Source organism: Corynebacterium sp. TUM25015 (assembly GCF_056393505.1).
This window is the reverse complement of the sequence record NZ_CM150783.1, coordinates 859,916-878,586: the sequence shown is the minus strand read 5'-3', so window position 1 is coordinate 878,586 and position 18,671 is coordinate 859,916. Positions and strand designations below refer to the sequence as shown.

At 59.2% G+C, this 18,671-nt stretch carries 16 protein-coding genes; 6 read left to right on the top strand and 10 right to left on the bottom strand.

The window, feature by feature from the left end:
- Positions 1-94: 94 nt before the first annotated feature.
- Positions 95-1,273 (top strand): FAD-binding oxidoreductase, encoded by a 1,179-nt coding sequence (locus AC06DS_RS03960; RefSeq protein WP_477101059.1) that lies wholly within the window; start codon positions 95-97, stop codon positions 1,271-1,273.
- Between the two features lie 4 nt (positions 1,274-1,277).
- Here AC06DS_RS03960 and AC06DS_RS03955 read toward each other — a convergent pair whose 3' ends face one another.
- On the bottom strand, positions 1,278-2,207 hold the full coding sequence (locus AC06DS_RS03955; protein WP_293790642.1) for a carbon-nitrogen hydrolase family protein: 930 nt from the start codon (positions 2,205-2,207) through the stop codon (positions 1,278-1,280).
- Positions 2,208-2,433: 226 nt separating this feature from the next.
- Between AC06DS_RS03955 and AC06DS_RS03950 the strand changes: the two genes are divergently transcribed.
- Together AC06DS_RS03950 and AC06DS_RS03945 are read left to right on the top strand one after the other, a co-directional pair.
- Entirely contained in the window at positions 2,434-2,718 is a 285-nt protein-coding gene (locus AC06DS_RS03950) for a hypothetical protein (RefSeq protein ID WP_477101058.1), read from the top strand.
- The gene (locus tag AC06DS_RS03945; RefSeq protein ID WP_477101057.1) at positions 2,715-4,034 is read left to right on the top strand and encodes an alpha/beta hydrolase; all 1,320 of its coding nucleotides are present in this window, start codon (positions 2,715-2,717) and stop codon (positions 4,032-4,034) included. Before AC06DS_RS03950 ends, AC06DS_RS03945 begins: the two co-directional genes overlap by 4 nt.
- Before the next feature lie 9 nt (positions 4,035-4,043).
- On the opposite strand, the gene AC06DS_RS03940 is transcribed toward AC06DS_RS03945, so the two are convergent.
- Positions 4,044-4,538, bottom strand: coding sequence for a methylated-DNA--[protein]-cysteine S-methyltransferase (locus AC06DS_RS03940; RefSeq protein ID WP_477101056.1), 495 nt, complete (start codon positions 4,536-4,538; stop codon positions 4,044-4,046).
- A gap of 245 nt (positions 4,539-4,783) precedes the next feature.
- Here AC06DS_RS03940 and AC06DS_RS03935 point away from each other — a divergent pair, with 245 nt between their 5' ends.
- Positions 4,784-6,247 carry a basic amino acid/polyamine antiporter gene (locus AC06DS_RS03935; protein WP_477101177.1) on the top strand — a complete coding sequence of 488 codons (1,464 nt, stop codon included), beginning with the start codon at positions 4,784-4,786 and terminating at the stop codon, positions 6,245-6,247.
- Between the two features lies 1 nt (position 6,248).
- Here AC06DS_RS03935 and AC06DS_RS03930 read toward each other — a convergent pair whose 3' ends face one another.
- Together AC06DS_RS03930 and dnaJ are read right to left on the bottom strand one after the other, a co-directional pair.
- Positions 6,249-6,665: a heat shock protein transcriptional repressor HspR gene (locus AC06DS_RS03930; RefSeq protein ID WP_477101055.1), complete on the bottom strand. Its 417-nt coding sequence runs from the start codon at positions 6,663-6,665 to the stop codon at positions 6,249-6,251.
- Positions 6,665-7,855 carry a molecular chaperone DnaJ gene (dnaJ, locus tag AC06DS_RS03925; protein ID WP_476727781.1) on the bottom strand — a complete coding sequence of 397 codons (1,191 nt, stop codon included), beginning with the start codon at positions 7,853-7,855 and terminating at the stop codon, positions 6,665-6,667. The genes AC06DS_RS03930 and dnaJ overlap by 1 nt, the downstream gene beginning before the upstream one ends.
- 180 nt (positions 7,856-8,035) lie before the next feature.
- On the opposite strand from dnaJ, the gene AC06DS_RS03920 reads away from it, so the two are divergent.
- Complete coding sequence (locus AC06DS_RS03920) at positions 8,036-9,226, top strand: DUF3899 domain-containing protein (protein ID WP_476727780.1); 1,191 nt, start codon at positions 8,036-8,038, stop codon at positions 9,224-9,226.
- Here AC06DS_RS03920 and AC06DS_RS03915 read toward each other — a convergent pair.
- From AC06DS_RS03915 to dnaK, 3 genes are all read right to left on the bottom strand, one after another.
- Positions 9,223-10,524 (bottom strand): HNH endonuclease signature motif containing protein, encoded by a 1,302-nt coding sequence (locus tag AC06DS_RS03915; protein WP_477101054.1) that lies wholly within the window; start codon positions 10,522-10,524, stop codon positions 9,223-9,225. The genes AC06DS_RS03920 and AC06DS_RS03915 overlap by 4 nt on opposite strands.
- A 222-nt stretch (positions 10,525-10,746) precedes the next feature.
- A complete protein-coding gene (gene grpE / locus AC06DS_RS03910) occupies positions 10,747-11,310 on the bottom strand; it encodes a nucleotide exchange factor GrpE (protein WP_448306887.1) in 564 nt (187 codons plus the stop codon).
- A complete protein-coding gene (dnaK, locus tag AC06DS_RS03905; RefSeq protein WP_477101053.1) occupies positions 11,310-13,151 on the bottom strand; it encodes a molecular chaperone DnaK in 1,842 nt (613 codons plus the stop codon). The genes grpE and dnaK overlap by 1 nt, the downstream gene beginning before the upstream one ends.
- 281 nt (positions 13,152-13,432) lie before the next feature.
- Here dnaK and AC06DS_RS03900 point away from each other — a divergent pair, with 281 nt between their 5' ends.
- A complete protein-coding gene (locus AC06DS_RS03900; RefSeq protein ID WP_477101052.1) occupies positions 13,433-14,848 on the top strand; it encodes an esterase-like activity of phytase family protein in 1,416 nt (471 codons plus the stop codon).
- A 39-nt stretch (positions 14,849-14,887) separates the two neighbouring features.
- On the opposite strand, the gene AC06DS_RS03895 is transcribed toward AC06DS_RS03900, so the two are convergent.
- From AC06DS_RS03895 to AC06DS_RS03885, 3 genes are all read right to left on the bottom strand, one after another.
- A complete protein-coding gene (locus tag AC06DS_RS03895) occupies positions 14,888-15,535 on the bottom strand; it encodes an ABC transporter ATP-binding protein (RefSeq protein ID WP_434824164.1) in 648 nt (215 codons plus the stop codon).
- The gene (locus AC06DS_RS03890; protein ID WP_477101176.1) at positions 15,528-17,327 is read right to left on the bottom strand and encodes an ATP-binding cassette domain-containing protein; all 1,800 of its coding nucleotides are present in this window, start codon (positions 17,325-17,327) and stop codon (positions 15,528-15,530) included. The genes AC06DS_RS03895 and AC06DS_RS03890 overlap by 8 nt, the downstream gene beginning before the upstream one ends.
- 166 nt (positions 17,328-17,493) lie before the next feature.
- On the bottom strand, positions 17,494-18,444 hold the full coding sequence (locus AC06DS_RS03885) for an ABC transporter permease (protein ID WP_477101175.1): 951 nt from the start codon (positions 18,442-18,444) through the stop codon (positions 17,494-17,496).
- Positions 18,445-18,671 lie beyond the last annotated feature (227 nt).

Sequence of the window (18,671 nt, the reverse complement as noted above, 5' to 3'; positions counted from 1 at the left end):
ATTCACAGGTTCAGGTGAGACAATGAGGGCAACCAGCCGGCCCCTCACCCGGTTGCCTCAACCCGCCCCTGGAGAGCAAGGAGACTTCGAGTCCGTGGCACGCCACTCTTCACAAGACGAATACACCTTCGCTGAGTTGCTCGCGCTCATTGAGGAACACCGCCACGATCTGACTCAGCTCACCCGTGCGAAGCTGAATTCCATGGATCTGAGGCCCCGACCTGTGCACTTTCCGCACGTCGCGGGTACTGAGTACACCAATCCCTCCCCGGATTTCTCCCAGACTTTGGATCTGGATGAGGTATATCTGGATCGCACCATCCGCTTCGTTCTCCGCGGCATCACCCGTGGCGGCGAGTTCGCCTCTGCCCAGGGGGAATTCCTGGTGGCGATGGGCAAGGATTTCCGCAAGTTCGGCATGGGGTCGGAGCATTATGCCGCGCTAGAGTCCACGTTAGTGGAGGCCATCGGCGAGCATATCGGCGTCACCAAAAAGCTCAGTGACACGATCAACCTGGGGTGTAGCCTGCTTGCGTATGGCGCAATCGAGGATGAGGAAGCCGAGCTGCCCGCCACCTCCGCCGCGAAGGTACTCGAGGTTCTTCATCCCTGTGACGCCGTCGCGGTGGTCCGCACACAGGTGGATCCGCCGTTGCCGTATTGGTCGGGTCAACATGTGGAGGTGCGCACTCCGCACACCCCCGAGCTGTGGCGTGCGCTGTCCCCCGCTATCCCTTTTAATGAGGACGGATTGGTGGAGTTTCACGTACGCGCGGTCGGACCGTTTTCCCGTGCAATCGTGGAGGGCACCCAAGTCGGCGAGCAGTGGGTGCTGGCTAACCCCTATGGGGATCTACAGATTTCGGGGGAAAAGCCGGTGGTGATGGTGGCGGGCTCCACGGGTTTGGCTCCGGTGCGGGCAATCCTATTGGATCTGGTTCAATCCGAGGAGCGGCCTCCCAAGGTGCAGCTCTTCTTCGGGGCACAGAACCCGGACGAGCTCTATGAGTGGAAGAGCCTGGTGGCCTTTGAGGAGGCTTTCGACTGGCTAGACGTGTACCTGGTGGTGCAGAACGACGAGCCGGCGGCGGAAGAGTTCGATGCTTTCACTGCACGTGGCCTAGTAGGCGAGGTGGCTGCCGAACAGGGCGCATGGCGAGATGCCGAAGTGCTGATCACGGGAAACCCAGACATGAAGCAGCACACTGTGGAGGCTTTCCTGCGTGCGGGCGCGAACCGAGAGCAGCTGCGCTTCGACGTACCGCACAGCTAGTGCATTACTGCACTATTTCTCTTTGCTCTTCAACCTCACCGATCAGATCGACCCCTACGCCGAGTTCGCGATCGATGCGGTGGCCATCGAGTACCGGGAGAGACTTGCGAACCTTGTCCACGTAATTCGGGTCAATATCGATGGTCAGCACCTGTGCGGCATAGCCAGTCTCCGCTAGCCGGGCGCCGTTCGGGCCGATGGCCACAGAGTGGCCGATGCCGGTAGGACCGTCCGCAGTGCCGTAACGCTCCGGTGAACCAGGACGCGCCATTCCCGCGGCGATCAGGTAGCTAGTCGAATCCAGCGCACGGGCTGCCGTAAGCTCGCGCCACTGCTCCAGCTTCCCAGGACCATCCGCCCAGCTAGAGGGCACAATCATCACCTTGGCGCCCGCGGCTGCCATGGCCACAAAGTGCCCTGGGAAGCGGATGTCATAGCAGGTAGCCAGCCCCACACCCACGCCACCGACGTCAATAACCACGCGACGCTCCCCGGGCTTGACGGTGTCCGACTCTCGGTAGCCGAAGGCATCGTAGGTGTGAATCTTGTCATAGTGCGTCACATAATCCGGTCCCGCGACCAGCAGGGTATTGTGCACGCGGCGGAACTGATTGGCCTCCGGGGAGTCGCTGGGCTGCTCAGTTACCAGCTTCCCGCTCGGAGTGCGATAAACGGTATCCGCCGGGGTGAACATGCCGACAACGGCGGTCGTCCCGTGCTTCTTGGCCGTATCGATCACCGCCTGGGCGAAGGGCCCATCCAGCGGTTGGGCGACTGTATCCAGCCGTCCGCTATCGAAGGGGAACATAGCAGCTTCCGGGAAAACGACCAGGTCAGCACCATTTGCCGCACCGGACGCAATGTACTTCAGGACGCGAGCCAGGTTAGCTTCCACATCCGGTTCGGCCTTCATCTGGATGACAGCGATACGCATACAGACCACCCTAGCGATTCTGCCGACATCGTGCGCTCTTTTGCCTTCCGCTTACCGAAGGCCTGTGGATAAAACTGAGTTATCCACAAGCTCCCAAGTTTTCTCTTTATTGACGCCCCTTGGTCTCCCTACACTCCCTTTTCAAAAGCACGGTCTAAAAATGCGTAGAGCACAGGGGGTTTGCATGCAATATTCGGCAATGGGGTTTCTAAATTATCTCGACACAATGGAAATCGATTCGGCAGCGGTACAGAAACGATGCGAGAAAATCACTGAGAACGGCGTGCAGTGCGCTTCGGCTGGCTATTCGGTGGCGAACGCAGAAGCTCCTGGAGTGCCTGGCGGATCAACAACCAGTGCAATTGCCACGGCTGCGGATGGACTCCACGCAGCTTTCACCGGTTTCGGCCGGCAATTGAGCACAATGAGCCAGAGCATTAGCGCCTTCACCAACGACGTGGACTTCGCCGATAATGACAGTTCCGATGCGCTCTCCGGAGGTAACCGATGAGCGAGTATGGAGGTTCCGGTTCCAGCAGTTTCGGAAAAACAGTCACGGTCCACGATGTGGAACATGCCAATGTAGATGCGCTGCGCACCGCCGCCGGACTGTTTAAAAGCAGCGGCGAGAAGACCTCTCGCCATGCAGGAGAAGCGCGAAAGACTGCCCAATGGGAAGCCGACTGGTCGGGGCAAGCAGCCGATGCAGCTAAACACGCCACTGATTCAGCTGCGAACCAACTGGACACCGCTGGTTTTAGCAGCAGCACAATTGGGAAAGTGGCGAATCTTCACGCCGATATTCTTACCCCCACCAAGTTGGCAGTGAGGACGACGGTAGGGCTTGCCCGGATGGCACTCATGTCCGTCCAGCAGGATGGTGAGGTGTCAGCTAAACACCTTGTGTTGATTCCTGGAATCGGCGAGGCTGCACAAAGCATGGCTCTAGCGCTAACGAATGTTCTGCGCGGGGCACTGAAATTGGCGGGTCTGTTGGATCGAGCCTCGGGCGGAATCATTCATTCGATCAGTAACTCCATTGCCCTACCCCGAAGTGATTTTGCAGGGGGCGAAACCGAGGGGGCGTCACTACCGCTAGTTTCCAAAGACCTGCCAGTAGAGCGCGTGAATTCTCCCCATGGCCCCGTGGTGACGGTGGGTGATCCCAAGCATGCGGATGAGGTAATTACGCTGGTCAGTGGCGTGGGTTCCAATAATCCGGAGGCACTCCAGCGCACAGAGGCGTGGGCGCGGGCAACGGCGGCGGACGCCGCAGCACAGGGCAAGAACGTGGCGGTGGTGGCTTGGCATGGTTATGCGGCGCCCGAAGATCTCACAAGTGCGGTATCGCGGGAACCAGCAAAGGCCGGCGCTACGGCACTGCAGGAGCATCAACGTCAGCTACGCGAAAGGAACCCGAATGCAAGATTGCAGGTAGTGGGCTATAGCTACGGGTCCGTGGTGGTCGGCGAAGCCGCGGCTCGCAGCGGTGCAGGCCTCACCGCGGACGAAGTCAGGCTATGGGGCAGCCCGGGCGTCCACTCCGAACAGGCGGAGGACTTGCAACTACATGCGAAGGATGGGCACGCGGAGGTGTACAACGAGCACGTCCCCGGCGATATGATTCGGCTGACGACTACTCCGGAGCTCGGGGTGCATGGGCGAGATCCAGCCGCACCCGATTTCCATGCCCCACCGCACGATGCCAATGCAGGTGATTGGTCCAGTTACGGTTGGGGGCGAATTTTGGATCTCTACCTGCTACGCCGCGGGGAGACAGATGCGCATAGCTCCTACATGTGGTCTCCGGAGGTGAATGCACACTAGCGAAAACCACTATGCACAGTGCCGGCGTTCCATATCGATTAGCGCCTGCTTCAGCTCAGCTCCGCCCAGATACTTTCCGATGTGCCCATCGCTGCGCACTACGCGGTGACAGGGATAGAGGATCGGGAGTGGATTGTTTGCGCAAGCCGAGGCAGCGGCACGGATGGCACGCGGGCTGCCTGCCTCAGCTGCAAGCTGGGCATAACTCCATGTCTGGCCGTAGGGAATCCGCGCCATTGCTTGCAGCACTCGTCGCTGGAACGGGGTGGTAACACGACTGAGATCCACAGGAACGGTGAATGTGCAGAGTTCGCCGGAGAAGTATGCGCGCAATTGTTCTGCAGCTTCTGCAGCGTAACAGCTGGCGGCATTACCGGGGTTGCCGGCGCCGCTTTCCTGCTGAACACCTTCGAACTCAACGGCCAACACGCCTCGGTCGGTGGCCAGCACCCGGAGCGCGACGTCATCCAGCCGAACTACATTCTGACCGATTTGTGAATCCATACTGTTATTATGCCCAACCATTATGCCCCCCTCACGCGAGCATCCACGCGCCGGTTGGGTCAAAGCACCATCTACGTTGTACGGTACTAACCGTGAATATCTCTAATAATGGGGATACCCCATCTACTTCGAACGCATCGCAGGGAAAGCGCCTGGGCGCGTCCGCCGGTGAATCGACCGGGGCGCACCACCCCCAGGCCTCTACTGCGGAGGTACTGATTAAGGACGACCCGCGCACCGTTCGCATGGGCACGCTGGTCAGCCTTATCGTTGGCTCCACCGTCGGCGCGGGCATATTCGCCCTGCCGCAAAATATCGCGTCGGTGGCCTCGCCCGGTGCCGCTCTCATCGGCTGGGGCATCACGGGCGTGGGCATGCTGTGCATCGCCTATGTCTTCCAGGCTCTCGCTCTGCGCAAGCCGCACCTGGATTCCGGCGTGTATTCCTACGTGCGCGCCGGGTTGGGGGACTTCGTGGGCTTCGCCTCTGCCTGGGGATATTGGCTGGGCACCATCATTGCCCAGGTGGGGTATGCCACATTGTTCTTTAGCTCGCTCAGCTTCTTCTTCCCCATCTTCAGCAGCGACCATCCGCTGGTGCAGTCGATCTGTGTTTCGGCGCTAACCTGGGGAATCTTTATCGTCCTTTCCCGAGGCGTGCGTCAGGCAGCGATCATGAACGTCATCACCACTGTGGCGAAGATCCTGCCGATTCTGGCTTTCCTGGTGCTGGTTGCCTTCGCCGGCTTCAACACGGACGTCTTCACCTCAGACTTCTGGGGCCGTGCCGCAACCTTCGGCGAGAATCAGGATCAGGCTTTCTCCCTGGGCGACCAGGTAAAGGGCATGATGCTGTTCACTGTCTGGGCTTTCATCGGCGTGGAGGGCGCCTCGACTTACTCGAAGCGCGCACGCCACCGCAAGGACGTGTCGCTGGCGACCTTCCTCGGATTCATCGCAGTGTTCTTCCTACTCAACGCCGTGAGCTTCCTTTCCTTCGGTGTGGTCTCCCGCGAGGAGCTGGCTGCTATGGGCGACAATTCCATGGGAACGGTGCTGGAGCACGTCGTTGGCCCGTGGGGCGCTGGGTTGATCTCCATCGGCCTGTGCATCTCTGTGCTGGGCGCCTATGTCTCCTGGCAGATGCTATGTGCCGAGCCAATCACGCTCATGGCGCAAGATGGACTACTACCAAAGACAGTTGGACGCACCAACGATATGGGCGCCCCCTATGTCTCACAGTTCCTTTCCGCCGTGGTGATCCAGGTGTTCATTATCGTGTTCTACCTCAATGAATCCACGTACACCACGATGGTGCAGCTGGCTACGTCGCTCTATCTGGTGCCTTATGTGTTCTCCAGCCTGTACCTGCTGTTCCTGGCCACGCGCGGCCACGGCTTCAAGCACCCGGACGCGGGCTCGAAGTTCGATATTTCCGGACCGGAGGTAAGCAAGGGTACCAACCGCATTCACCTGCTCATCAGCGCGGTGGCCTTCGGCTACTCCTTGTGGCTGCTCTACGCCGCCGAGCTGCAGTTCGTCCTACTGGGCACGCTGCTCATTGTGCCGGGGCTGGTGGTTTACGTATCCACCCGCATCAAGGCCGGCGGGCGCATCTTCAATACTTTCGAGTGGATCATCAGCACCATCGTCGTTATTTCGTCGATCGGCGCACTGTACCTGATCCTCACCGGCCAGGTCAGCCTCTAAACTAGCGTCGCTTCTGCCTGTCCCACAGCACTACCGACGTCGAACGCGGGACATGCACGATCTCACCACGTGGCCGCCCGCCCGCACCTTCGCCACGCTCCATGCGCGCCTGCACATCCGCCAACCGGCGACGCAGGGCAGCGTTTTCCTTCTCCAGCTCATCCAGCCGGTTCTGCTGGGCAATGATCGTTTTAATGCCCGCCAGGTTTACGCCCTCCTCGTGGGAAAGACGCTGGATTTCCTGCAGCTGCTCAATATCCTCACGCGAGTAGCGACGGCCACCGCCGCTGGTGCGTTGGGGCGTCACTAAACCCATCCGGTCGTACGTGCGTAGCGTTTGGGCGTGCATTCCGGTGATGCGCGCGGCGACAGAGATCACGAAGACCTCCCTTTCGCCGCCGCTCTTTCCAGTACTCATCAGTTACCCTCCCATCCTTCGCGGGGGTCGAATCCAGAGCGCTTTTCCTCTTCCGAGTACTTTCGCAGCGCACTCATCGCTCCCTCGTCCAGGTTCTTTGGTACCGCCACCTTGACGGTCACCAGCAAGTCGCCGCTGGCACCGTTGCGCTTATTCACGCCGTGGCCGCGCACACGCAGCGTGGTGCCGTCCTGCGTGCCCGCAGGAATGCGTACCCGCACCTTGGAAGCCAAGGTAGGCACCGTCACTGCCCCACCGAGCACCAGCTCGGGGTAGCTCACCGGCACGGTTAGCTTCAGGTCATCGCCGTCGCGGCTGAACACCTTGTCCGGCTTTACGTGCACAGTCACGAATAGATCGCCAGCCGGCTTGCCACGCTGCCCTGCCGACCCCTGTCCAGCCAGACGCACCTTCTGCCCGTCGACCACACCCGCCGGCACGCGCACCGTAATCGTGCGCGCCTGAGTAGTGCGGCCCGTACCAGAACAGTCTGCGCATTTGTCCTTAATTACCGACCCCGTACCCGAGCACTCCGCGCACGGGCGGGAAAAACCGAAGGCACCCTTGCTCTCACTGACCATGCCGTCACCGCCGCATGCACCGCATGTGCGCGGCGCGGTGCCCGCCTTGGCACCAGAGCCATGGCAGTTTTCGCAGGGCTCGGGTTTAGTGAGGCGAATCGGAACGGTCACGCCTCTTGTAGCCTCGCGGAACTCGAGCGTCAGCTCCGTCTCCACATCTGCCCCGCGGCTGCGCTGGGTACGGCGGCTACCCCGCCCTCCGAAGCGGCTGCGGGAGGCGCCGGCGGTCGGATCCTCACCGAAGATTCCGCCGAAGATGTCGCCGAATCCACCACTGTGGGCGTCATTGCCAAAAAGATCAGAGACGTTAAAGCCGCCTGCACCGCTGAATCCTGCACCGCCGAATCCTGCGCCGGTCGAATATGCACCGCTAGCAAGCATGCGCTTCAGCTCGTCATACTCCGCGCGCTTTTCCTTATCGCCCACCACACTGTAGGCTTCGGAAGCCTTCTTGAACCGCTCCTCCGCCACCGTATCGCCCGGGTTGGCATCCGGGTGGTTTTCGCGAGCGATCTTGCGGTATGCCTTCTTGATCTCCTCTGCCGATGCGGTGGAGGACACGCCGAGGTCTTGGTAGTAATCCTTCTCGGCCCATTCACTGTGCGCCATGTGTCGCTCCTTCCTTCTTGCGCTGTTCACGCGGGGTATCACTCATTAACCTTGAGTCTACCGCGCTGAACTTTTGATATCTAATCTTCTATAACGACGCCCCTACGCTCTTATTCCCTTGCAGCGCCACTTCGGGGCCAGACGAAAGCCCACTCGAGCAGAACTGACTAGGGTGGGGCCATGGCACCCAAAAAGCGCAGTTGGTTTAGCCGACTTTTCGGCTCCCACAATTCACCATCCGATCTCGGCAGCTCTGGCAGCTCGGTTGATAGCTTTTCTGCTCCCGGCACACCTGCTCCCGGCCCGGAGGATCCACCAGTGCCGTTGAGCGGCCTGGACTTGCACCAGTCCACCGCGATGATTCGCCACATCGTGCGCGCGCTTAACGATCTCGGCTATGGCGCGAACCCCACTCCTGAGGTGGTGTATTTCAGCAAGCCTGAGGACATTGAGAAGCCCCTGAAATATGTCGGCCGCACCCCTGGCCCCTATGGCGGCAGACTTCCGGCACCGGACGATGGCGAGGGTTCACTAATGGGCCTTGAGAACATCACGAAGCAGGTCGCGAGCGCCGAGGACTTTGCCAGGGACATGCCCGAGATGGTCAATAACTTCGTTTCCACGCTTGTCTCGTCTATCCAGATCACGACGGATATGGGCTCAATCCCCGACGCGGAGTTCTACTCCTACCTGCGTGTACGCCTCACGGCGATCGAACTTCTGCCGGAGAGCGCGCAGGCGGATGCGTTCGAGTTCAACCCAGAATCCCCCATTCGTCCTTTTTCAGACGCCCTTTGTATCCACCTAGTCGTAGACTCACCTAACGCAGTGTTGGGCCTGACCCCGGATTCGCTGGAGGATCGAGGGCCCGTAGAGGACCTCTTCCGGATCGGCTACCGCAACCTATGGCAGGATCTGATTGATTCCGATCTTGAGGTGCAGTCCATCCAGGCGGACAAGAGCAAGCCCGGAGAACGCGTGTGGTTGTTCGTTGGATCCTCGTACTACGTGGGGTCTATTCCGATTCTGTTGGATGACATCGTCGAGCGTTACCTACCCCAGATCGATCGCGAGTCTGGGTTGTTGCTGGCAGCTCCGCATCGCCATGTAACGCTGCTCCGCGAGATGGATGAGGGCAGCGATCTCATGGGGTCCATCAAGATGATGGCAACCCTGGCCGCCAACCAGTTCTCCCAGCAGGCGGGCGCGTTGAGTCCACGCCTGATGATCTCTCACATGGGCGAGGTGACTACGTTCACCAATGTGAAGTGGAATAGCGACCACACTGCGGAGCTTGAGGTCAAGCCGACCGCATACCTCACCGAGAAGCTTCATCTCGGTGACCTAGGGGATGGAGGCGGCCTCGCCTAGAACGGTGGCTCTTCCTCGTGGTTGCGCTGTTGTTTCCGCTGGTTGAACTCCACCACCCTCCGCGTTCGCTTTATGGCTCGGTGCCGGAATGTGAATCTTCCCAGCGGGCCGTTCGGAGTGGTGATCACGGTGTGGCCGTCGCCGTGGCTGCTCCAGGTTTCCACTCCATCGGAGGAGATCTCCACATCCCATGCTCCGGTCGTCTTCGCATTGTGATGCTTTGCACAGAGACAGTGGAGGTTTGACGTATCAGTCGGCCCGCCTTCCGGGTTGTTATGCACGAAGCGTTTGACGTGATCCAGCTGGCATTTGTGGGCAGGCACGTCGCAACCGGGGAACCGGCAAGTCCCGTCCCGCCCTTCCACGCTCGCGCGAATCAGCGGCGTCGGAGTATAACCAGCCGTGGTGGCCTTCCCCGGAGCCTGCAGATGGGTCACGCGAGCCATCCATTCCTTCGTAGCCAGCGGACTAAGCCAGGTGCCAGCTGCCCAGATCTGGGAATCCGGAATATCTACCCGTCGATATAGGTTGAGGTTCACTTCTGCAGTAGCACTCCCCCGCACCAGACTTAGCAGCGCCCGCGCCCGCGAGCAGTTCTCTTTCTTCCGTACGCCATCAACCGCTTGAATCAGCTCTAGCGCCTCCAACTTAGGGAGAGTCAGATAAAACTCGGTATGGTCGTTTGGCCGGTCATCAATGCTCAGCCTTGCTGCACTTCCCAGCGCATCTTCGACACCCTCCTCATTCGCATCGTCCGAGAGCATGGCCTGATCTGCAGGATCGATCGGACAAGCCAAAGGCTCGCGCTGCATCACGATCTTCTTCAGCCGCTGACGGATCGTGCCATGCCCAAGCATTGCCTGGTTAGGTCGAGTAGGTGAAAGTGCAGTGTATACATCGGCTTCTATGGCGGAGGCGTGGGCGTCACTAATAGCGACAAGGCTCTGCGCGACAATCCGCCAGATTTCCATGGAGTAAGCCCCCGTTTCGGCGAGCTTCAACAGCGATGGGAAGCGGCGGAAGGTCGCGCCGACGTCAATAAGCTGGATGACCCGAAACTCCGGGAGCCCCAGGCGGACACACAAGCGGGTGGTGACATCGCCGACGCATTCATGGTCGCGAGGCGTGCATGCCACAGCAAGGCGCGCATTGTTGCGATTGATGTCGCAGACTGCTGCGCTTATCGGATCGGTAGGGTCGGTTACCTTCCAAAAAGGCTTCTGCGCCTGATCGGCGGATTGGTTGGGCGGACGCTGGTCTGGTGGCGATTCTTCTGGTGGTGTGGGTTGGTCGAACATCTTTCCCCTTTGATGATCAAAGTCCCCTGTGTTGCATGGTTTTCGTCCCGTGGTTTTCCGTGCACAATAAGCATAGAAAACGCCCCCGACACCCCTTCCGAAAAACACTACAAAATCGAACGCTCGTTCTAAACATGTGTGTTCTAGCCATAAGAAAGGGCCCCACGGTAAAACCATGGAGCCCTCTTAAGGGGTTAACTCAGCGGTAGACCGCCAACAGGACTACTGCGGGTCGCCGATAATAACCATCGCATTGCGCAGCACCCGATCTTCTAGACGGTAGCCACGACGTAGAACAGTGGCCAGCACCTTCTCGTCACCGCTGCTAGTGTCCTGCACTGCCTCGTGGCAGTTCGGGTCGAATTCGTCGCCTTCCTCACCGAACTTCTCCACCTTCATGGAGGCCATCACGGAGTGCAGCTTATCCGACATGGACTTCAGCGGACCGGTCAGATCGCCATGCTGTTCTGCCATCTCCAGATCGTCCAGGATCGGCAGCAGCTCGGAGGCTACGTCGGCCTTCGCGCCGGTAATCACGCTCACGCGGTCACGCTCTACGCGACGGCGGTAGTTGGTGTACTCCGCCGTCACGCGCTGCAGATCTTCGGTGCGCTCGGCCAGCTCGGCCTCGATGTTGTTCTCGGCCTCGTCTGCGGCGTTGTTGTCGACGCCCTCATCTTCAGCCAGATCAACCTCAGCCAGACCCTCGTCGACCCCTTGTGCCTCGGTTACTTCCGGTTCGGTATTTTCCGAGGCGTCCGGGTTCTGATTCAGATCTTCAGACATTACTTCTTATCATCCTCTGCGGAAGTGTCCTCATCGACAACCTCGGCGTCGACAACGTTCGGGTCATCGGTTGCAGCGGCACCTTCAGCACCGGATGCTGCTTCTGCCTCGTAGATAGCCTTGCCCATCTCCTGAGACTCAGCGTTCAGCTTCTCCACAGCGTCCTTGATGGCCTCGATGTCATCACCCTTCAGAGCCTCGTCCACAGCCTTGGCTGCTTCCTCGACCTTGTTCTGGGCGTCTTCGCTGACCTTGTCCTTGTTCTCCTCGACGAACTTACGGGTCTGGTAAGCCATAGACTCTGCAGAGTTGCGGACTTCCTGCTCCTCGCGGCGCTTCTTGTCCTCCTCTGCGTGAGTCTCAGCATCCTTGACCATACGGTCGATCTCCTCCTGGGACAGGCCGGAGCCTTCCTGGATCTTGATCGTGTTTTCCTTGCCGGTCGCCTTGTCCTTTGCGGACACGGAGACGATGCCGTTGGCGTCGATATCGAAGGTGACCTCGATCTGCGGAACGCCGCGCGGTGCAGGGGCGATGCCGGCCAACTCGAAGGAGCCGAGCAGCTTGTTGTGCGCAGCCATCTCGCGCTCACCCTGGAAGACCTGGATCTGCACGCTGGGCTGGCTATCCTCAGCGGTAGTGAAGGTCTCGGATCGCTTCGTCGGGATGGTGGTGTTGCGCTCGATCAGCTTGGTCATCACGCCACCCTTGGTCTCAATGCCCAGGGAAAGCGGGGTGACGTCGAGCAGCAGCACGTCCTTCACCTCGCCGCGCAGCACACCGGCCTGCAGGGCAGCACCCACGGCAACAACCTCGTCTGGATTGACGCCCTTGTTGGGCTCCTTACCACCGGTCAGCTCGGTAACCAGCTCGGATACGGCAACCATACGGGTGGAACCACCGACCAGCACGACGTGGTCGATCTCGTCCACGGTAATCTCCGCGTCCTTCAGTACTGCCTGGAACGGAGCCTTGGTGCGATCCAGCAGATCCTGAGTGATCTTCTGGAACTCGGTGCGGGTCAAAGTCTCGTCCAGGAACAGCGGGTTCCTGTCCTCGTCCACCGTGATGTACGGCAGGTTGATGGAAGCCTGCTGGGAGCTAGACAGCTCAATCTTGGCCTTCTCCGCTGCCTCGCGCAGACGCTGCAGAGCCATCTTGTCCTTGGTCAAATCCACGCCGTGGGAGGCCTTGAACTTCTCGGCCAGCCAATCGACAATGCGCTGATCCCAGTCGTCGCCACCCAGCTCGTTGTCACCAGCGGTCGCGCGAACCTCTACCACGCCGTCGCCGATTTCCAGCAGGGAAACGTCGAAGGTACCGCCACCGAGGTCGAAGACCAGGATGGTCTGCTCCTTGTCGCCCTTCTCCAGGCCGTAGGCCAGAGCAGCTGCGGTCGGCTCATTGACGATACGCAGAACGTTCAGGCCGGCAATCTGGCCCGCATCCTTGGTTGCCTGACGCTGTGCGTCGTTGAAGTAAGCGGGGACGGTGATGACTGCGTCGGTTACGTCCTCACCCAGGTAGCTTTCCGCGTCGCGCTTAAGCTTCTGCAGGGTGCGAGCGGAGATCTCCGGAGCGGTGTACTCCTTGTCGTCGATGGAAATCTTCCAGTCCGTACCCATGTGGCGCTTAACGGAGCGGATGGTGCGATCCACGTTGGCAACCGCCTGGTTCTTAGCGGACTGGCCAACCAGTACCTCACCGTTCTTGGCGAAAGCCACGATGGACGGGGTGGTACGGGACCCCTCGGAGTTGGCGATAACCTTAGCCTCGCCGCCTTCCAGAACAGACACCACAGAGTTGGTGGTGCCCAAGTCAATTCCTACTGCGCGTCCCATTATGGGGTACCTCCTGTTGTGTTAATCCTTCATTGGATTGTTGTTGTCGGTCATCGAGCCTTTAGTGTGGACGACTCAACTCATGTTCTCCAGTATCCGGAGTTTTTCTTTCTAGTCAAATCTTCTTGAGTCAGTCACACTCAACCTGCTCACACCCTACTCAACTCATCGCACCTCAAACTTGTTCCCGATCGACTCAACTTTTTCAAAAATACTTTTAGATTCACCCCTGAACCTCCCCTGAAATGCGCAAACCCGCCCCACCTGTTTTGATAGTGGGTATGAAAAACCGCATACGCATAAACCGCGCCCTCATTTCCACCCCGCTGGCAGCCGCCACACTTGTCGCTACCTCGATTCTCGCTGGGTCGGTCATTGCCGCTCCCACAGCCCTTGGCGCAACCACAGCCACCGCCCCTTTTTCTTCCGCTACCCCTTTTGGTTCCGACGCCTCACTCTCCGCACCGCAATTCCCCGCAGGATCGGCTTTCCCACCTTCCGGCGCTCTGAAAACTGGTGGCCAGGAACAAACTCACTACAACGGCGCGTTCGACCTCGGCCAAGCGAGCAAGGATCCCAACGTGGGTGGGCTATCCGGGCTTACTGCCCTCACCGATGGCTCCTACCTCGCCATCTCGGATGACAAAGGCGATCATGGCCCCACGCGCGCCTACCGCTTGAACATCGACAACAACGGGCGGGCAAAGGTCACCGGACAAGTTAATTTCACCAAGCCAGATGGCAGTGCATACAACCCCAAGGAATACGATGCGGAGGAGATCCAGCAGCTACCTAACGGCCATTTGCTATGGACCACCGAGGGCGAATCAAAGGGATCGAAGAACCGCTCACCCCTTGTCATCGAATCCGATAGCAACGGGCGGGAAATCCGGCGCATCCATCCCCCGCACTATCACGTCCCCGACCACAATGCAGCAAAAGATGTTAAACAAATTAAAGGTATAAGCCCCAACAAAGGCCCGGAGGGCATGACAATTTCTCCTGATGAGGAAACTTTTTACACTCTCAACGAGAACTCATTGGTGCAGGATGGGCCAATCAATACTCCCGAGGCGGGGTCCAAAACTCGGTTGACCGCTTACAGCACTACAACCGGCAAGCCCAAGGCTGAGTATGTGGTCGAGGTGGACCCCACGTACGCCCCCAAGGCCGATCGCGGGTACGCTTCCTTGGCTACTTCCCCGGATGGCAGCCTCTACGCGCTGCAGCGCGGTTACATCCCCAAACAAGGTAACCGCGCCGAAATCTACCGTTTGAGTCTGGAAGGGGCCACCAATGTGCTTGGCCGGGAGCGCTTGGACGGTAGCGAGGTGCCCGTTAACCGCGAGAAGGTCTTCGATTTCGCTGGGCAAAAACCCAGTGACATTCACAAGCTCAGTGACAACCTAAGCTCGAGTGGCGATAAGGCTAACACTGAGGCAAGCCCTAATATCTCTGCATCCCCCGAAAATGTTGAAGGCTTAACCTTCGCGGTCCCGCCTGCCCACTCTGCCGATGTGCCGGCTCACGGTTCCGTCACCACCGGCTCCCTTCCTGCGGGCTCCTCCGCCATCGGAAACCACGCCGGCAGCTCCACTTCCCCGGCGGAGTTAAACCGCGTGTACTTAATCTCGGACAATAACTTCAGTGATTCGCAGCGTACGTTGCTCCATTCTTTGGACATCCCCCGGCGCTAATTACCGCTCCTCACCAGCACAGGCGCGGAACGCAGAGTTCTAAGCCTGCGGGATGGTTTCTATAGCCACTGTCCGGTCAGCGCACGCTGTCAATAACCGATGGTCGTGGGAAATCAATAGCACTCCGCGGTTCGCCCGCACGGTCTCGCGCAACATCTCCACAATTTTCGCCGTCGCAATTGGGTCGAGCATTGAAGTCGGTTCATCGCAGATGAGGAAGGCCGGATCCATCACAGTTGCGCGGGCCAAGCATGCTCGCTGCAGTTGCCCATCGCTTACCTGTGCTGGTCGACGATCAAGCAATTCCCTATCCAGCATTGCTCGCTTCGTATGATCCTCCACGCACTCGCGAATCACTTCCCTATTGTGCTCCCCGGCGATCAATAAGGGTTCGGCGATGATCTCTCGGAGAGTCCACCGCGGATTGCACGCATCCCGCGGGGATTGGCTCACCAACGCTATTCGTGATCGCCGGCGATCTCGCCCCGTCACCACAGGTTCTCCGTCAATCGTGACCTTTCCCGAATCTGGGAGGAAACGCCCGGAAAGCAACTTGGCCAACGTCGTTTTGCCAGATCCTGAAGGTCCAATCAGCCCCACGAGCTCACCGCGTTCAATGATCAGTTCAATTTTCTCCAAGACGGGTTTCCCTGCATAGGAATAGGTCACCTCGGTAGCTTTAAGCATTTCTCTCCCCTACCTCGGTTTGGTATTCAATGCCTCCGCTGGGCAAAGCCGCAACCAACGCGTGACTAAAGTCGGTTTGCGGTGCATCCCAAAACTCGCTGGCCTGTCTACTTTCCACTACTTCGCCCTCATGCAGCACAAAAATGTGGTCGCACACTTCCCATTCTCGAAGGTCCTCTAGATCGTGACTTATCAGCAATACTCCGAGCCCCAAATCCTTGGCCGCGGACCGCAGTAGCTCCAGCGTCTCCTTCGTTAATTGTGGGTCCAATGCTGCGGTGGGCTCGTCTGCGATAAGGAATTGCGGATTTCCCGCCAACGCCGCAGCCAGCGCCGCTCGCTGCGCCATGCCGCCCGATAGCTGGTGTGGGAAATACTCGCTGACCTCAGAGTCAAGGTGAACGCGTTCTAACAACTCCTCCACATCCAAGCCACTGCCATGCCGATCGATAATCTCTTGGAGCTGGGTTCCAATTCTCCTCACGGGCGTAAAGGACAACGCCGCGGCTTGGGGAACAAACCCCACCATTGAGCCCCGCACACTAGCTAAATCAGTACTGTTCCAGTCTGCTTCATCAGCAGTGGTTTTATCGGCTTCCGCAACGTGAGCGGATCCACCAGCTTCCGTATCTTGGGTGACCCCGCTGGGTTCAAGGTGCCCTTTGGTCGCCCCGTGCGCTGCACAATTCCCATCAGGCGCCCCAGCCGGATAAAGCGAGACCTTCCCTTCTACTCGAGCCCCTGTTGGGACCATCCCAATCAACGCGCGCCCCACGGTCGATTTACCAGAACCGGAGGTTCCGATCAGCCCGGCCACTTCTCCACGGCGCACGGTCAGGTTCACCCCACACACAATGTTTTTTGTCCCCACCTCTACGCCAAGCCCGCGAGCACGTAGCTCCCCCAACTCGCTCGTCGCCTCAGTTGGCTCCGCAGGCTCCGACCTACGCCCTCTGCGGCCTGCCCCGGCTTCTTTCTGCAGTGCTGACTTCTTCTTTTGCTTTCCGACGCCACGCTCTGCCCGCGCTGTCGCTCCTCGGGTCAGCGATACCCCAGACATCGTGGTGAGCAGCAAGATCATCGCTGGGAAAACCAAAGCCCACCACGCCCCACGGGTGATGTCTTCGCGCGCCAAATCCATGAGCGTTCCCAGTGATGGCTCGTCAGCCTGGATGCCCAGGCCAAGGAAGGACACGGTGGATTCGTGCCACACAGCATGGGGAGTGAGCATCGCCATCGCTACCAGTGCTTGACCAGAAGCCGCTGGTGCCAAATGCTTACGCAGCACCCAGCCAAACGAAGCCCCTGCACCGTACGAGCACTGCACCATTTCGGACACGCGGACCGTCAACACCGCAGATCGCACGATACGCGCAACCGGTGACCAGTGAGTCAAAGCGATGGACCCCACGATGGCAGCAACGGATCCCTGGAATAGTGCGACAATAACCACTGTCAAAATGAGGTGCGGAATGGCACTCACGGCATCGTTGATGCGCATAACAATGCGATCGACCACGCCACCGAGCCCCGCCAATAACCCGACGAGCACGCCCAATGCCGTAGCGGCAACCGCAGCCGTAAGCCCGATGAAAAGGGAAACCCGCAAGCTTTCCGCGGTTCGTACGAATAGGTCGAACCCAAAGTGATCAGTACCGAAAATATGCGCGGCAGTCGGTGAACGCAGGGAATTGGCGAAACTTGGAGTTCCCGCCTCGAAGACGGCGGGAACTATAGCTGCATACAGCACCAGAAGTGCAAAAACGCTTAATCCAATGAGGTGCCCACGCATCCACCTGCGGGCACTCTGTGTCTGCGAGTGCGCGCTAAACCCCTGTGCTTCGGCGCTGCCAATATCTAGATGAGCACTATGTGCTTTCACGGCTGAGTTATTTGAACTAGGGCTGTGCTCATCGATCGAACTAGAGCTGTGCTCATCGGAGGAAAGAGAATTCTTGTTAGACATCGCTTACCCTCGGGTCGATCAATACGTAGGACAGATCGCTCAATAGGGATCCCAACATCACCACTACCGTGGTCGCGACCGTGGTGAATGCCAGCAGGTGAAAGTCCACGGCCACAGCCGATTCCACCGTGGCTTGCGCCAACCCCGGCCAGGAGAAAACCGTTTCCACGATCACTGCTCCGACGACTATCTCGCCGAGGCGCGCTCCGATCAAAGTGATCAGCGGCATGAGCGACATAGGCAGCACATGCCGAACGAGGATCGTGTGTTCGGAGAGACCACGCAAGCGCACGTTGGCAACCGCTGGCGACTCAACGGCTTCGGCAGTAGCGCGTTGCATCGTCAACAAAGGCCACGACAGCTGCGAGATCGCTAGAACGACTGCCGGTGCGATGAGGTATGGCCCCACCGTTCCCAGTGACGGGGACTTACCGACGGGCGCGGCCCCTCCCACGGGGATGAGGTGCCAGAACACGCCAAAAAACAGCACGCTTCCTAGGGCATAAATATAGGAAGGAGTGGCTGCCACAAATACACCCAACGCGGTTATCGCCCGATCCACCACTCCGCCGGGTCGGCGAGCAGCACTCAAGCCGAGAAGCGCTGCAATCGCCAGCATCAGCAGCAGGCCCGCTCCGGATAGCAGCATCGTCCACGGCAGGCGCTCGCCAATAACTTCAACAACCGGTTTGCTGTACACCCGGGACCACCCCAGATCACCTGTAAAAACGTGCCCCCACCAGGAGACCCATTGCTGGTACCACGGGGCGTCGAGGCCCAAGGAAGAGGCAATGCGCGCACGTTCTTCGGCAGTGTAGTTGCCGTAGTTCGCGCCGAGGTGGTGCGCAAGGGGATCAAACGGCGACAAGGCAGCGAGGCCGAACATAATGAAGCTGACCACCACGGTTGTCACGGCAATGAGCAACAAGCGCGTACCAACCATACGGCCGATCCCGCCGAGGTTATCCCGGCGCCCCGGCAATACAAACCTGCGCCAGGACTGCCGAGTTTTTGCTGAAGTGAGAACCCCGTCTGAACCGTCAACTCCGTTTGAATGGGGGGCTCCAGCCGAGCTTGCCTTATCTGCAATCCGAACAGCACCAACGTGACCAGGAGCAGGATGACCAGCACCAGAGTGACCTTCAGCGGTGTGAACGTCCGCAGTATTCA